Source organism: Rhizobium halophilum (genome assembly GCF_021648825.1).
In the GTDB taxonomy this organism is placed as follows: domain Bacteria; phylum Pseudomonadota; class Alphaproteobacteria; order Rhizobiales; family Rhizobiaceae; genus Neorhizobium; species Neorhizobium halophilum.
In genome coordinates, this window is the sequence record NZ_JAKJHS010000009.1 from 17,041 (window position 1) to 31,421 (window position 14,381).

15 protein-coding genes are annotated in these 14,381 nt (G+C 62.5%); 10 read left to right on the forward strand and 5 right to left on the reverse strand.

Features of this window, described 5'->3' with window-relative positions:
* The first annotated feature begins 179 nt into the window (after nucleotides 1–179).
* From LXM96_RS16150 to LXM96_RS16160, 4 genes are all read left to right on the forward strand, one after another.
* Nucleotides 180–338: a hypothetical protein gene (locus LXM96_RS16150; RefSeq protein ID WP_239999588.1), complete on the forward strand. Its 159-nt coding sequence runs from the start codon at nucleotides 180–182 to the stop codon at nucleotides 336–338.
* 189 nt (nucleotides 339–527) lie between these two features.
* Nucleotides 528–1,406 (forward strand): branched-chain amino acid aminotransferase, encoded by an 879-nt coding sequence (locus LXM96_RS16155; protein WP_239999589.1) that lies wholly within the window; start codon nucleotides 528–530, stop codon nucleotides 1,404–1,406.
* A gap of 69 nt (nucleotides 1,407–1,475) precedes the next feature.
* Nucleotides 1,476–1,649 carry a hypothetical protein gene (locus LXM96_RS21745; RefSeq protein ID WP_317208260.1) on the forward strand — a complete coding sequence of 58 codons (174 nt, stop codon included), beginning with the start codon at nucleotides 1,476–1,478 and terminating at the stop codon, nucleotides 1,647–1,649.
* Nucleotides 1,583–4,900 (forward strand): class I SAM-dependent DNA methyltransferase, encoded by a 3,318-nt coding sequence (locus tag LXM96_RS16160; protein WP_317208267.1) that lies wholly within the window; start codon nucleotides 1,583–1,585, stop codon nucleotides 4,898–4,900. The genes LXM96_RS21745 and LXM96_RS16160 overlap by 67 nt, the downstream gene beginning before the upstream one ends.
* A 2-nt stretch (nucleotides 4,901–4,902) precedes the next feature.
* On the opposite strand, the gene LXM96_RS16165 is transcribed toward LXM96_RS16160, so the two are convergent.
* Nucleotides 4,903–5,226 (reverse strand): hypothetical protein, encoded by a 324-nt coding sequence (locus tag LXM96_RS16165; protein ID WP_239999590.1) that lies wholly within the window; start codon nucleotides 5,224–5,226, stop codon nucleotides 4,903–4,905.
* A 170-nt stretch (nucleotides 5,227–5,396) separates the two neighbouring features.
* Here LXM96_RS16165 and LXM96_RS16170 point away from each other — a divergent pair, with 170 nt between their 5' ends.
* Nucleotides 5,397–5,999: a superoxide dismutase gene (locus tag LXM96_RS16170; protein WP_239999591.1), complete on the forward strand. Its 603-nt coding sequence runs from the start codon at nucleotides 5,397–5,399 to the stop codon at nucleotides 5,997–5,999.
* Nucleotides 6,000–6,058: 59 nt separating this feature from the next.
* On the opposite strand, the gene LXM96_RS16175 is transcribed toward LXM96_RS16170, so the two are convergent.
* Nucleotides 6,059–6,673, reverse strand: a complete 615-nt coding sequence (locus LXM96_RS16175; RefSeq protein ID WP_239999592.1) for a DUF2799 domain-containing protein — start codon at nucleotides 6,671–6,673, stop codon at nucleotides 6,059–6,061.
* Between the two features lie 252 nt (nucleotides 6,674–6,925).
* Between LXM96_RS16175 and LXM96_RS16180 the strand changes: the two genes are divergently transcribed.
* Entirely contained in the window at nucleotides 6,926–7,768 is an 843-nt protein-coding gene (locus LXM96_RS16180; protein WP_239999593.1) for a metallophosphoesterase, read from the forward strand.
* Here the strand turns inward: LXM96_RS16180 and LXM96_RS16185 are convergent.
* Nucleotides 7,765–8,460, reverse strand: coding sequence for a helix-turn-helix transcriptional regulator (locus LXM96_RS16185; RefSeq protein WP_239999594.1), 696 nt, complete (start codon nucleotides 8,458–8,460; stop codon nucleotides 7,765–7,767). The genes LXM96_RS16180 and LXM96_RS16185 overlap by 4 nt on opposite strands.
* A 128-nt stretch (nucleotides 8,461–8,588) precedes the next feature.
* Between LXM96_RS16185 and LXM96_RS16190 the strand changes: the two genes are divergently transcribed.
* The 4 genes from LXM96_RS16190 (at nucleotide 8,589) to LXM96_RS16205 (ending at nucleotide 11,362) form a co-directional block, all read left to right on the forward strand.
* A complete protein-coding gene (locus LXM96_RS16190) occupies nucleotides 8,589–9,230 on the forward strand; it encodes a LysE family translocator (RefSeq protein WP_239999595.1) in 642 nt (213 codons plus the stop codon).
* Between the two features lie 131 nt (nucleotides 9,231–9,361).
* Nucleotides 9,362–9,805 (forward strand): c-type cytochrome, encoded by a 444-nt coding sequence (locus tag LXM96_RS16195; RefSeq protein WP_239999596.1) that lies wholly within the window; start codon nucleotides 9,362–9,364, stop codon nucleotides 9,803–9,805.
* A gap of 129 nt (nucleotides 9,806–9,934) precedes the next feature.
* The gene (locus LXM96_RS16200) at nucleotides 9,935–10,381 is read left to right on the forward strand and encodes a c-type cytochrome (protein ID WP_239999597.1); all 447 of its coding nucleotides are present in this window, start codon (nucleotides 9,935–9,937) and stop codon (nucleotides 10,379–10,381) included.
* Nucleotides 10,382–10,444: 63 nt separating this feature from the next.
* Nucleotides 10,445–11,362 carry a cytochrome c gene (locus LXM96_RS16205; protein ID WP_239999598.1) on the forward strand — a complete coding sequence of 306 codons (918 nt, stop codon included), beginning with the start codon at nucleotides 10,445–10,447 and terminating at the stop codon, nucleotides 11,360–11,362.
* Between the two features lie 12 nt (nucleotides 11,363–11,374).
* Here LXM96_RS16205 and LXM96_RS16210 read toward each other — a convergent pair whose 3' ends face one another.
* Together LXM96_RS16210 and LXM96_RS16215 are read right to left on the reverse strand one after the other, a co-directional pair.
* Nucleotides 11,375–11,863, reverse strand: a complete 489-nt coding sequence (locus LXM96_RS16210; protein WP_239999599.1) for a BLUF domain-containing protein — start codon at nucleotides 11,861–11,863, stop codon at nucleotides 11,375–11,377.
* 8 nt (nucleotides 11,864–11,871) lie between these two features.
* Nucleotides 11,872–14,223: a putative bifunctional diguanylate cyclase/phosphodiesterase gene (locus LXM96_RS16215; RefSeq protein ID WP_239999600.1), complete on the reverse strand. Its 2,352-nt coding sequence runs from the start codon at nucleotides 14,221–14,223 to the stop codon at nucleotides 11,872–11,874.
* Nucleotides 14,224–14,381 lie beyond the last annotated feature (158 nt).

The following is a 14,381-nucleotide window of genomic DNA, read 5'->3' on the forward strand; positions in this document are numbered from 1 at the left end:
GAGGCATCTGCGGGTTCCGTGCGGATGCACACGCGACGGGTCTGAAGGTGACCCTGCGCACCCGCTCTTGCCATCGGGTGGACGCATTTTTGCGCTGAAATGGACGTGTCCGGCATCGAGGCGATGTGCTGCCCATGCCGAGCTTGGATGAGTTTTGCGTTCCAACCTGGAGAGCCGTTATGCGCTTGCCCTTTCTTCTCTTCCTCCTCTTTCTGCTGGGCGTGGTGCTGAGCCTCGTGCTGATCGACGGCCTCGGCACATCCCGCCTGGAGACCCCGCCGATGGAGGCGGTGCGCCCGAACCAGAGCCTGCTGCTGCCCCCGCCGTCCCGCTCCTGACGGGCCGCGCCTCCATGATTTTTTGTGATGCACTCATTTGCGCGCCTCACGAAGGATCCCAAAAGCCCTTTTTCTGCAGCGGGTTGAGAGCGTCGAAGATGTCGCGCCCAGAAAAATCCGCAGCAAGAAACCCCTTGACCTCCTGCGCCGCGCAAGCCTTCACTCGCCCGACATCGCAAGGAGACCGAAATGCCCGTCAACACCGCACCCCGCACCGCAACCTGGACCTATGTCGACGGCGAATGGCTGGAAGGCAACCCGCCGCTGATCGGACCCACCTCGCATGCCATGTGGCTGGGTTCCACGGTGTTTGACGGTGCGCGCTGGTTTGACGGCCTCTCGCCCGACCTCGACCTCCATTGCCAACGGGTCAACCGCTCGGCCACCAATATGGGCATGAAGCCCACCATGACGGCGGAAGAGATCGAACGGCTGGCGCTGGAAGGTGTCAAGAAGTTCGACGGCAAGACAGCGATCTACATCAAGCCCATGTACTGGGCCGAGCACGGCACCGCCTACAGCGTCGTGGCCCCGGATCCGGAGTCCACCCGTTTCGCCCTTTGCCTGTTCGAAGCGCCGATGCACACGGCAAAGCCCTCCTCGCTCACCGTCTCGCCTTTCCGCCGTCCCAACCCGGAAGTGGCGATGACCGGCGCCAAGACCGGCAGCCTTTATCCCAACAGCGGTCGCGCCATCATCGAGGCGCGGAACCGCGGCTTCGATAACGCCCTGATGCGCGACATGAACGGCAATGTCGCCGAAACCGCCTCCTCCAACATCTTCATGGTCAAGGACGGCGTGGTGATGACGCCGATCGCCAACGGCACATTCCTCTCCGGCATCACCCGCTCGCGCGTCATGACGCTTCTGCGCCAGAACGGGTTTGACGTGCGCGAGGTGACGCTGACGGTGGAAGACTTCAAGAACGCCGACGAGATCTTCACCTCCGGCAATTATTCCAAGATCGTGCCGGTCACCAGGCTCGACGACCGCGACCTCCAGGAAGGCCCCGTCGCCCGCAAGGCGCTCGACCTCTACATGGACTGGGCCCGCTCCACCGCCGCCTGAGGCCTCATCCCGTCTTGCGTCTCGTCCCCACGGCATTAAGAATGCTCCCGAACAGGGCAGGGGACGAGAGTGCAGGCACAGGTTGAGGCGTTCATCGCCCGCTGGCAGGGGCAGGAAGGTGGGCAGGAAAGGGCGAATTACGCGCTTTTCCTGACGGAACTGACGATCTGCTGGGTCTGCCCCATCCCGATCCGGCTTCCGCCACCACGGAAACCAACGATTACGTCTTCGAGCGCGTGGTGAAGGAGGTAGCCCGCGACGGCTCGACCTCCCACAAGCGCATCGACCTCTACAAGAAGGACTGCTTCGTCCTTGAGGCCAAGCAGAGCCGGCTTTCGGGTGACAAGCAGATTGCCGACACCCCGCAGCTTCCCGGCATGGAATCCTCGCCCCGCGGCCGCCGCGCCAGCGCCAACCGCTCCTGGGACGTGCTGATGATGAACGCGCGCGCCCAGGCCGAGAACTACGTCCGCCTGCTGCCCGCCTCTCACGAGCCGCCGCCCTTTGTGCTGGTCTGCGATGTCGGCCACGCGATCGAGGTCTATGCCAATTTCCGTCGCGACGGGAAGGCCTATGACCAGTTCCCCGACCGCCGCTCCTTCCGCATCTACCTGGAAGACCTGCGCGACGAGAAGGTGCGTGAGCGACTGAAGGCGATCTGGACCGACCCCGTCTCGCACGACCCTTCCCGCCATGCCGCAAAGGTGACACGCGAGATCGCGGCGCGCATCGCCAAGGTCAGCCAGGCGCTGGAGAAGTCCGGCTATCCGACGGAAGAGGTGGCCATCTTCCTCATGCGCATGCTCTTCACCATGTTTGCCGAGGACGTGGAGCTTCTGCCGAAGGACTGCTTCAAGGAACTGTTGAAGGACTGCGTCGACAAGCCCGAAATCTTCCCCGGCATGATGGAAGACCTTTGGCGCGCCATGGATGAGGGTGGCTTCACCGCGACCATCCGCGAGAAGGTGAAGAGGTTCAACGGCGAGTTCTTCAAGAACCGCCGGGCGCTGAAGCTCGCCAAGGAAGAGATCGGCGAGCTTCTGGCGGCCGCCAACCACGACTGGAAGGATGTCGAACCGGCCATCTTCGGCACCTTCCTGGAGCAGGCGCTCGATCCCGCCGACCGTCGCAAGCTCGGCGCCCATTATACGCCGCGCGCCTATGTGGAACGCCTCGTCATCGCCACCGTCATCGATCCGCTGCGTGATGAATGGGACAGCGCCCGCTCCACCGCCGACCGGCAGAAATCGGAAGGCAAGGCGGAAGCGGCGATCCGCACCGTGCGCGCCTTTCACGACAGGCTCTGCGAAACGCGCGTGCTCGACCCCGCCTGCGGCACCGGCAACTTCCTGTATGTCTCGCTGGAACTGATGAAGCGGCTGGAAGGCGAGGTGCTGGAAGCGCTGGTCAACCTAGGCGGCCAAGAAGGGCTGGCGCTCGAAAGCCATACGGTTGACCCGCACCAGTTCTTAGGCCTCGAGGTCAATCCGCGCGCTGCGGCCATCGCCGAACTCGTGCTTTGGATCGGTCACCTGCAATGGCATTTCCGCAACCGCGGGATTGCCCCGTCCGAGCCGATCCTGAAGGCGTTCAGGAACATCCAGAACATGGATGCGGTGCTGAAATGGGATGGCTACCCGATGCCGAAAGTTGTGGACGGGGTGGAGACCTATCCCAACCCGCGCCGCCCGGACTGGCCGAAGGCGGATTACATCGTCGGCAACCCGCCCTTCGTCGGCGGCAAGGATATCCGCGCCCGCATGGGTTCTGGTTATGCGCAGGCGCTGTGGAAGGCGCACAAGCACATGAACGAAAGCGCCGATTTCGTCATGTACTGGTGGGATCGGGCGGCGGGAATCCTGTTGAAGCCGAAAAGCGGCCTGAAACGCTTCGGCTTTATTACCACCAACTCCATCAGCCAGGTCTTCCAGCGCCGGGTCATGGAGCCGCATCTCAACGCCAAGAAGCCGCTCTCGCTGGTGATGGCCATTCCCGATCACCCCTGGACCAAGGTCACCCGCGACAGCGCAGCCGTGCGGATCGCCATGACGGTGGCCGAAGCCGGCAAGCACGACGGCCGCCTGCTGGAGGTGACGGCGGAGGAAGCGGTGGAGACCGACAGCCCGGTGATCCTCTTCGAGGAACGAAGAGGGCGAATCAATCCTGATCTCACCATTGGTGTAGACATAACCACCGCCTCAAAGCTGAAGGCTGGTGAAGGTATCTGCGCACCTGGGATGAAGCTCCACGGTGCCGGCTTCATCATAGAGAGGCCCACGGCAATCAAATGGGGCCTAGGGTCTCGCCCCGGAATCGAGAGGCATCTTCGAGAGTACCGGAATGGTCGCGACCTGATGGACCGTCCCCGCGATGTACTGGTAATCGATCTCTACGGTATGACCGATGACCAGGTAAGAGCCAGATATCCAGAGATTTATCAGCATGTGAAGCTGGAAGTGAAAGAGAAGATCCTCATCAAGGACGGAAAGGAGATGAAGGTCGGGCGAGACTGGAACAATAGGGACTACCGACGGCTAAACTGGTGGTTATTCGGGGAGAACGTACCTGAGTTGCGTAAAGCCCTATCCGGTCTGTCGCGCTATATCGCCACGGTCGAGACCGCTAAGCATCGCACTTTTCAGTTTCTTGAGGAGGCTATCCTTCCCGACAACATGCTCGTCGTGCTAGCAAGTGACTCGCCGTTTTTGCTTGGTGTTCTTTCGTCAAGGCCTCATACGGCATGGGTGAGGGTATGCGCGGCGCAACTGGGACCAACTCCCCGTTATTCTAAAACTATTTGCTTCGACCCCTTCCCATTCCCCGCCGCGACGGACGCCCAAAAAGCCGCCATCGGCGCCATCGCCGAGGAACTCGACGCCCACCGCAAGCGCGTGCTGGCCGAGCATCCGCACCTGACGCTGACCGGGCTCTACAACGTGCTGGAGCGGCTCAAAGGCGGCGCCGCGCCGGACGACCTCGACGCCAAGGAGCGCCGCATCTTCGATGAAGGCCTCGTGCTGATCCTGAAGGAACTGCACGAAAAGCTCGATGCCGCCGTGGCGGATGCCTATGGCTGGCCGGTGGATCTGGCGGAAGAGGAGGTGCTGGCGCGTCTCGTTGCGCTCAACAAGGAGCGGGCGAAGGAGGAAAGGCGCGGCCTCGTGCGCTGGCTGCGCCCCGATTACCAGATCCCGCGCTTCGGCTCGGCTAGGGAAAAGGAAGAGCAGCTTGAAGCCGATCTCGGCGAAGCGATCCTCGCTGCCGTTTCCGGTCCCAAGCCGAGCTTCCCGTCGGACGAGCGCGACCAGACGCCGGCTGTCCTGCACCAACTGATGGAAGCCGAGGGTGCGGTCGATGCGCTTGCCATCGCCTCGTCGTTCAAACAAGGCCGCAAGTGCCTGCCGGCCGTTCAGGCGGTGCTGGCTTCGCTCTTCCGCATGGGCCTCGTCTCCACCAGCGACGGCAAGCGCTTCGCCTTCCGCCGCGCGGCCTGATCTCACTCGCCGGGCGTCACCCGCAGCTCGTCGGCGGAGAGCTCGCTGCCGAGTTCGACGGTCTCGCTCTGCTTGTCCATGACGCAGATATGGCTGATCGTGGCGTCCGCGCCCTTGGCCTTGCCGGTAAGGATGGCGAGCCCGAAGCGCTCGCTGCCGAAGGGATCGACCACCGCCCTCGGCGCCTCGATCATGTCGGCCGCCGCGGCAAGGCATTTCTCCTCGACGGTTCTGGCAAATTGCGCCCAGGCATCATCCGAAGCGGCAGAGGCGCTGCCGGCTGCGGCAAGGAGGGTGATGGTCGCGAGGATGTTGCGGTATGGCATGGAGCGCTCCGGTGGAGGGTGCAGTCGTGTTTTCCGGGGGCGGAGAATGCCGCAAGTCTTTGCCTCGTTCCACCTGATTTTTGGAACCTCGCCGGTTGCCACTTGCCCGGCTGGAACCTATGTTCCGGCACGACGCTGTTCACGGTGTTTTGCCGAAAAGGAGTAAGACCATGGCCTTTCAACTTCCCGAACTTCCCTATGCCTATGATGCTCTCGCACCTTACATGTCGGCGGAAACGCTCGAATTCCACCACGACAAGCACCACAAGGCCTATGTCGACACCGGCAACAAGCTGGCCTCGGAAGCCGGCATGGGCGATCTCTCCGTCGAGGAGGTGATCAAGAAGTCCTATGGCACGCACCAGACGCTGTTCAACAATGCCGGTCAGCACTACAACCACATCCACTTCTGGAACTGGATGAAGAAGGACGGCGGCGGCACCAAGCTTCCGGGCGTGCTTCAGCAGGCGATCGACAGCGATCTCGGCGGCTATGAGAAGTTCAAGTCCGATTTCGTCGCCGCCGGTACCACGCAGTTCGGCTCCGGCTGGGCCTGGCTGTCGGTGAAGAACGGCAAGCTGGAGATCTCCAAGACCCCGAACGGCGAAAATCCGCTGGTTCACGGCGCCGATCCGATCCTCGGCGTCGACGTCTGGGAGCACTCCTATTACATCGACTACCGCAACGCCCGTCCGAAGTATCTTGAAGCTTTCGTCGACAACCTGATCAACTGGGACTACGTGCTCGAGCGCTACGAAGCCGCTACGAAGTAAATCCTGCTCAGGCAGAACCGCAAAGGGCTCCGGTCATCGCCGGAGCCCTTTTTTCATGCTCAGTAGCCGGGCGAAAACTGCGCGGTCGGGTTCTGCCGGAAGAAGGCGAGATCCCGCTCGGCCTCGCTCAACTCATAGCCCAGGTCGTCGGCTTCGCGGCGCATGCGCCGGCGGTCGCGCTCCAGGTCGTCGATCCGGTCGCGGATTTCGCGCCGCTTCTTGCCCTCTGCCTTCTTCCGTTCGTCATGAAGCTTGTCGGCCTCGTATTCCTTGGAACTGGCGCTGGAATTGAGCGAACTGATGCGCGAGCGCAGGTCATGGACGCGCTTGCCGAGGCTGTAGCCGCGCATGAAGTCGGAGTTGAGTTCCGGTGGGCAGACATTGTGGTAGGCCCGCCCGGCTTCTCCGGTGGAGGCGCCGTTCAACGGCGTGCAGTAGCGCCGCAAGCCGGCCTGATAGCCTTCGTACCAGCGGGTTTGGTCTGGAACGGCGCCGCTCTTGGAGCAGGAGCGCACGTGGTCGGCAAACCGGCTCTGCGGGTTGTAGCCGGCCGCGCCGTCCGTATCGCCAACGACGGCCCAGTCGGCCACGCGGCATTCTTCCTTGGACATGGTATTGCAGGCTGCAAGCGAAAGTACAACGGCGGCCATGCTGGCCAGTGGCAGGTAACGCATAGATTCCCCCTATAGTGGTGCCCTGGAAAGCGTTAAGCATAGTTTAAGCATATATACTAGGGAGCCGGGCGGTGATTCACGTTCTGCAGAAAGATGAGGCGCGACTTGTTGCCGATGGAGGCTCCTTCGCAGTAGAGGCTGTCCTCCTCCGGCGAAGGTACTTCCAGCGCAGGCTTTTCGCGGCCGGGATGGTCTTCACAGGCCTGTCATGTTCGAATGATCTATGGCGCTCGCAACATTTCAGAGCTTTACATGCCTCACGCAACGCCCCTGATCCGCTTCGGCGTCATTGCTGATCCGCAATACGCACCACTGCCACCCAATCTCGCCCTCAACCGCTACTTCGCCAACAGTCTCGACAAGCTCGACGACGCGATCGCCACCTTCAACGCGCAGGATCTCGCCTTCGCCGTCACCCTCGGCGACCTGATCGATCGCGGTTACGACAATTTCGACGCGGTGCTCGCCCGCTACACGCTGCTCCGCCACGAGAAGATCCTGCTTCCCGGTAACCACGATTTTCTGGTCGCGCCCGAACGCCTTTCACAGGTTCACGAAAAATTCTCCATGCCCGCGGCCTACCACCACTTCTCCCGAAACGGCATCCGGTTCGTGGTGATCGACGGCAACGAGGAAAGCCTGTTCTCCACACCCGAAGGCGATCCGCGCCGCGACCGCGCGGCTGGCCGGCTGAAGGCGTTGACGCGCGCGGCTGCCGTGAACGCCCAGAGCTGGAACGGCGGTGTCAGCGAGCAACAGTTTGCTTGGCTTTCCCGTGTGCTCGCCGAGGCCGCGGCGGCGGGTGAGAAGGTGGTGGTGATGGGCCATTATCCGCTTTACCCGGAGAACGAGCACAACCTCTGGGACTGGCAGCGGCTGGTGGACCTCTTCGAACGCTCTGGCAATGTGCTCGCCTACCTGAACGGTCACAATCACGCCGGCAACCTCGGGCGTCACGGCTCGACCTGGTACGTCAACTTCAAGGGAATGGTGGATACTGAGCGGGAGAACGCCTTCGCCCTTGCCGAGGTCTTTGCCGACCGGCTGGTGATCACCGGCTTCGGCCGCGAAGAAGGCCGCGTTCTTCCCTTCTAGGCAGCGCCGGCAGTCACCTGCCAACCCTCGACCCAGAGCTTGCGCAGACCGTCGCCCTCGCCGGGAAAGAACGCCTGCGCCGGCTCGCAATGCTCCACCCGGTCGGCGCGGAAATTGCGGATCGCCTGCCGCAATTCGCACCAGCCGACGATATTGGCCGTCTGCGAGTAATAGATCAGCGCGATCGGCCGGATCGTTCGCTCCGTCAATCGGCCGAACTCGTCCCGGTAGTCCAGCGCAAGCTTTCGCTCCTCGCGGATCGCTCCGCGGACCATGGCAAGATCCACGGCTTCGGGCGCCGGCGCGCTGCTGCCCCAGGCATGCAGGGCATTGGTGGAGAAGGTGGCGGCAAGCGGCGCCGGAACGGCGGCGGCAATCTTTCGGTTCACCTGCTTGGCGGCCTGCCTCAGCCCCGTATCGCCGGTGCGTTCCAGGAGCGCCAAAGACAGCACGATCGCCTCCGTCTCCTCCACCGTCAGCATCAGCGGCGGCAGGGTGAAACCCGGCCGCAGGATGTAGCCGATGCCGCGGCCCCCTTCCACCGGCACCCGCATCGCCTGAAGTTCCACGATGTCGCGGTAGATGGAGCGCACCGTCACTTCCAGCTGCGCCGCCATTTCGGCGGCCGTCACCGGCTTCTTTGCCAGCCGCAGGATCTGGATGATCTCGAACAGCCGCGAAGCCTTGCGCATTTTCTGCCTCCCCGCCGTCGCCTCCTGACACAACGCTGTCAGTTGCACTCCCGTATATCGCCACGCATGCAACTGAAAAACAAGCGCCTGCCGGTTTTTGGGCAGTGCCGGGCGACAGGAAAACTGACATGACCTACGGTGAAAACCTCTGGCTTTTCTTCACCCTCCTTTTCGGCATCATCATCGTGCCGGGCATGGACATGATCTTCGTTTTGGCGAACTCCTTGAGCCGCGGGCGAGCGTCCGGGCTGGCGGCGACGGCTGGGATCATGGCCGGTGGTGCCGTCCACTCCCTCTACGGCGCCGTCGGGGTTGGGCTTCTGGCCCATCTGGTGCCCATGCTGTTTACCCCGCTCCTGATCGCCGGCTCCCTCTACATGGCCTGGATCGGTGTGACCCTGATGCGCAGCTCGATCGTCATCGAAGGTGTTGGCCCGGCTGGCACCCGAAGTCACTGGCAAGCCTTCCGCCGCGGCGCCATCACCTGCCTGATCAACCCCAAGGCCTACCTCTTCATGCTCGCAATCTACCCGCAGTTCCTCCGCCCTGAGTTTGGTCCGCTGGCGCCGCAGGCGGTGGTGATGGGCGCGATGACGGCGGCGACGCAGCTTGCCGTCTATGGCGGACTGGCGCTGGCGGCAGCCTTCGTTCGCCAGGCGATCGTCGGCAACGACCGCGTGACGATCTGGATCGGCCGGGGCGCTGGGCTCCTGCTCGTAGCCGTGTCGCTCGTGACGTTCTGGGAGGGGGTGCGCGGATGGCTTATATGACGAAATCAAGACATAGGCGCTTGATTTTGCACAAGATCTCACCGCTTTGTGACTTGGTGGCAACAGGCATAGGAGGCATGTTGCGGCGCATCACGTCGGGGACCGCCCGGCCCAACCAGGAGAAGCACTGCATGCGTCTGACGTCTCTCGTCCTTGGAGCAGCCCTCGGCTGCGTCTGTCTGTCCGCCGCCTTCGCTCAGGAGGAGCCGCAGGCTGTGCGGCAGAGCCAGATGAAGGCGATCGGCCAGTCCATGGGAGCTCTGGGGGCGATCGCCAAGGGAGAAAAACCCTATGACGCGTCCGTCGTGCAGGCATCTCTCGAAACGATCAGCGCCAATGCCAAGGCCTTTCCCGACCAGTTTCCCGCCGGGACCGAGACAGGGATGGAGACGGAGGCTGCTCCCGCGATCTGGGATAATGCGGAGGATTTCCGCGCAAAGTCCGATAAGCTTGCCGGCGTGGCCGACACGTTGCTGGCCGCCATGCCAACTGATCAGGCGGGCGTCGGCGGCGCGATGAAGGCGCTCGGCGCAACCTGCGGCGATTGCCACGAGACCTATCGCCTCAAGCGCTGAGGTGTTTTCGCAGCATCAGCCGTGCGGGACGCATCACCGCCTTGTTACTTTCTCCAGCCGGTCTCGGAAGGCATCGTGTGCCATCGCCAAACCGGCTCGGCCATGCCGACCATCACGGAGGAATTGCCAATGCGCTTGAGTTCTTGTGCCCTTGCGGTGGCCGCCGCCAGCCTGTGTCTTTCGTCTGCGCTTGCGCAGGAGGAGCCGCAGGTCGTGCGGCAGAACCTGATGAAAGAAATCGGTCGTTCGGTTGGCGCCATGGGTGCAATTGCCAAGGGCGAGAAACCTTACGATGCTGCGGTGGTGGAACAGTCGCTGACGACGATCAGCACCAATATCCAGGCGTTTCCCGACCAGTTTCCGCCAGGCTCCGAGGAGGGTCACGAAACCGACGCCCTGCCTATCGTCTGGGAAAGGCCGGAGGAATTCCGTTCACAGGCCGATGAACTCTATTCGGAAGCACAGGCCCTGCTCGCGGCCATGCCTGCCGATCAGGCGGCGGTTGGCGAGGCAATGCGCCGTCTCGGTGCAACCTGCTCCGATTGTCATGAGACCTTTCGGGCAAAGAAGCAGTAGGCGGCTTCTTGCCGGCGGCAACCTGATGTGTCGCCGAAGAGCCGCCAAAGGAGTGGAGACAGGATGGCGTTGCGATGGCCACGGGTGCTGGGCGCCGGCGCGGCAGTAATTGTGCTCGGTGCGGCCGTTCTCTGGTACGGATCGGCGCCCCGACCGGCTTCAGCCGAAACCTGGGAGGGTTTGGGTGAGCCGGAATTTGCGCGCGGCGAAGCCTTGTTCTGGGCGGGCGGCTGCACGGGCTGCCACGCGGCGGACGGTGCAAAGGGCGAAGAGGTCCGGATCTTGTCGGGCGGCCTTGCTCTGACCAGTCCCTTCGGGACCTTCCACGTGCCCAATATCTCGTCCGATCCTGAGGCCGGAATCGGCGCCTGGACACTCGCGGAATTCGGTAATGCCATGACCCGAGGCGTCGGCCGCGACGGCGAACACCTCTACCCCTCCTTCCCCTATACCTCCTATGTCCGCATGAGCCCTGCCGACGTGAATGATCTCTACGGCTACCTGCAGACACTGCCGGCAAGCGGCAACGTGACACCGCCGCACGATCTGCCTTTCCCCTACAATATGCGCATGGCGCTGGGGCCGTGGAAGTTCCTGTTCTTCGCTGACGAGCCACGGGTGGAGATCGCGTCAGCCGATGACAGGATACGGCGCGGCCAGTTCCTCGTGGAGGGGCCCGGCCATTGCGGCGAGTGCCACACGCCGCGTAACGCGCTGGGCGGCTTGAAGACAGACCTCTGGCTGGCCGGTGCTGCGAATCCGGAAGGGGAGGGACGCATCCCCAACATCACACCAGGATCCAGATCCGTCGGGAGCTGGAGTGAAGCCGACCTCGTTAGCTATTTCGAGACCGGGTTTACCCCCGACTACGATTCGGTCGGCGGCTCCATGGTGGAGGTTCAGCAGAACCTGTCGCATCTTCCCCAAGAGGATCTCGCCGCGATTGCGGCCTATCTGAAGGCTGTGCCGGCGCGGGAATAGAACGATCCTGATTTATCGGTCAGGGAGCCGGATAGCCGCGGATGCGCCCGCTGCGACCTCGTTGTCAAGGCTGCCCGCCGACTTGGTCAGGAGGATGTTGCGCATCAGCGAAACGAGGGCGCTGGTGGTGGACGTGTCGAGACGCCCGGATTCACGAACGCCGACGACTGTGCAGATTTCGATCATCTGCGCGCCTTGAGCCACCCGGATCATGCTCCACTCTGGGAAAATACGCTCCTCGGCTGCGGCAAGCTCAATAAGGTTGACCCGCTTGTGCCTGAGATCGAGGCATATCTTTTCGAACGTCGCCTCGAGCGCCCCCAGCGGCCCTTCCAGCGCCTGGATGAAGACGCCCCCGGAGGCGATGAGCGCCCCGGTGAGCCCTGAGAGATGGTTCGATTGCTCAGACGCCGACACGATTTGATCAATCTGATGATCGATCTGGTCCTTCGAACCGTTCAGGGCGATTTCGCTACGGTAGAGAAGTCTGTAGAGCGGCATCTGATACCTCACGCAACGGATTGCAGGGGCTCGTTGAACAGCGCCCGGATTGAAACTGATTCGATCGGCCGGCTGATCAGGTAACCTTGTATTTGGTTGCACCCCTCCGAAACCGTGAACGCCCGTTGCTCTGCGGTCTCTACGCCTTCCACGGTTACCGTCATGTTGAGCTTTGCAGCAAGCGATGTCAGAGCCTGTATGATGGCGACGGACTCCTGGTCTTCCGGGACCTGTCGAACGAACGACCGGTCGATCTTGATCTTGCTGAATGGGAATCGCCGTAGGTAGCTCAAGGACGAATAGCCGGTGCCGAAGTCGTCCATGGAAATCCGAATGCCCATGGCACGCAGCGCGTGCAACGTGTTGTAGGTCGTCTCTTCGTCCTGAAGAAGGGCGGTCTCGGTGATCTCCAGTTCAAGTCTTGACCCGGGCAGCCCGGTATCCTGCAAGATCTGCATCACCCGGGCGGCAAGCGCACTATCACGAAGCTGCACCGGCGAAAGGTTGACGGCCACCGTCAGATGCGAAGGCCAGCCCGTTGCCTGTTCGCATGCCGTTCGAAGCACCCATTCCCCCAGCGGCGAAATCAAGCCTATTTCTTCGGCGAGCGGTATGAAATCGGCAGGCGGCACCATGCCGCGCTCGGGGTGTCGCCAGCGAACCAGAGCCTCGGCGCCCTGGAACCGGCCGTCACCTGGATCGACCTGCGGCTGGTAATGAACCTCGAACTCCTCCCGAACCAGCGCACGCCTTAGATCGAGCTCAAGTTGGCGACGGGCTTGCGCCCGCTCTCTCATCTCGCGTTCAAACCGTCGATAAACGCTTCCTCCGGCATGTTTCGCTGTGTAGAGCGCGAGATCCGCGCTTCTGCTCAGGACGGAGGGATTGCTGCCATCCGCGGGGCCGATGGCAATGCCCACGCTCGCTGCGATGTCCATGATTGAGCCGTCGATCAGATAGGGCCGCCCGAGAACATCGATGATTGTCTCAGCAGTATCCTGAGCCAACTCTTCATCGACAATGATTGCGAACTCGTCGCCTCCGAGGCGGGCAATCGATGTAGTGCTTCCACAGCAGGCGGAAAGTCTGCGGGCCACGCGCTTGAGGAGTTCGTCGCCCATCGCATGGCCAAAGGTGTCGTTGACGAACTTGAAGCGGTCGAGATCCAGAAGAAGGAGCGCAAAACGCTCTTCCGTTGCATTCGCCTTCTCGCAGTTGGCGGACAGGATCTGATTGAACTGTAATCTGTTGGCAAGCCCAGTCAAGGCATCGGTAAACGCCAGCGTCCTCATCCTCTGCTCCGTGCGAAGCCGTTCCCGCTGGTCACGGATGGCCACAACCGTCTGGTCCACGTTTCCGATCTTCACGATCTTGCGGAGCAGCCTGACGGGAACGCGGGTTCCGTCGTTCGTGAAGAGTTCGCCGTCCTGTTCCTGATGCTCGGACAGCTTCGAAAGCGGGGTGTCCGGAAGCAGGCTGGACAGGGTTCTGCCCTTCAAGTCCTGTTGCGAGCAGCCGACGAGCGTGGCCAGACTGCCGTTGACGGCGTCGATCGTCCCATCTCGACAGATGGCGAGGCCTTCTACGGCCAGATCGGCAAGCTGCTTCAGGCGTGACCTGTCCCTGATGGCCTGTGCGCGTGCGGCAAGCGCGAACCGCAGCCCCATGAAGGCGAGCACGACCAGCGCGGCGCATACGGCGGCGACGATCGGCGCCACGACGTCGGGAGGAAGGGCCGACTCGGGAAGGCTGATGCGGGGATCGAAGGTGAGTTCCAGCGCTGCCATGCCTGCGAAGTGCAACAGGGCGATGGCGGACAGGATCAGGGGCCCGGCCAGATGGCGAAGACTATTCCGCTTGTCCCCGGATAGCACCATCGCTGCGGCAAACAGGGGCAGGGACCATGCCAGCGAGAGAGCGACCAGTTGGACGTTCCAGGTGACCCGGCCCGTCACGAGATAGGCGGCCTGACCGAGATAGTGCAGGAGCGCGATGCTCAGGCCGAGCAGCAGGCCGGCACCGGCCCGTCTCAGTCGGTTGCGACTACCGATCGCTGTGCCCATGGACGCGCTGATGCCGATGATGGTGAGCAACAGAGACATGAGGGTCAGGAGTGGATCGAAGCCCGCTTGCATCCCTGGCTGGAAGGCAAGCAGGCCCACCATGTGCGTCGCCCAGGCCGTGCAAGCGCTGGAGACAATGGCAACCGCTGCCCACGCCTTGCGACTGTTCCCTTCGACACGGCTGGCATGGCGTGCAAGCGAGATAGAAGCGTAGACGCCGGTCACGCAGACCAGGGCAGCGATCCAGAGCAGATCCTGGTCGTGCGCGTCGCGAAGGCAGCTGTAGATAGTTTCCATTGAAGCTCTCCTGACGCGCAATCTAGGTGAGGAGGGTAAACACCAAGCCGTGCTGCCCAGAATTTGCAGATGGACTTTCGGTTACGCTTAACGGATTTCCACCACGGGCCGGCAATCGGCAGATGAGCTATGCGGACCGGCGCTCTGCTGACCGAATT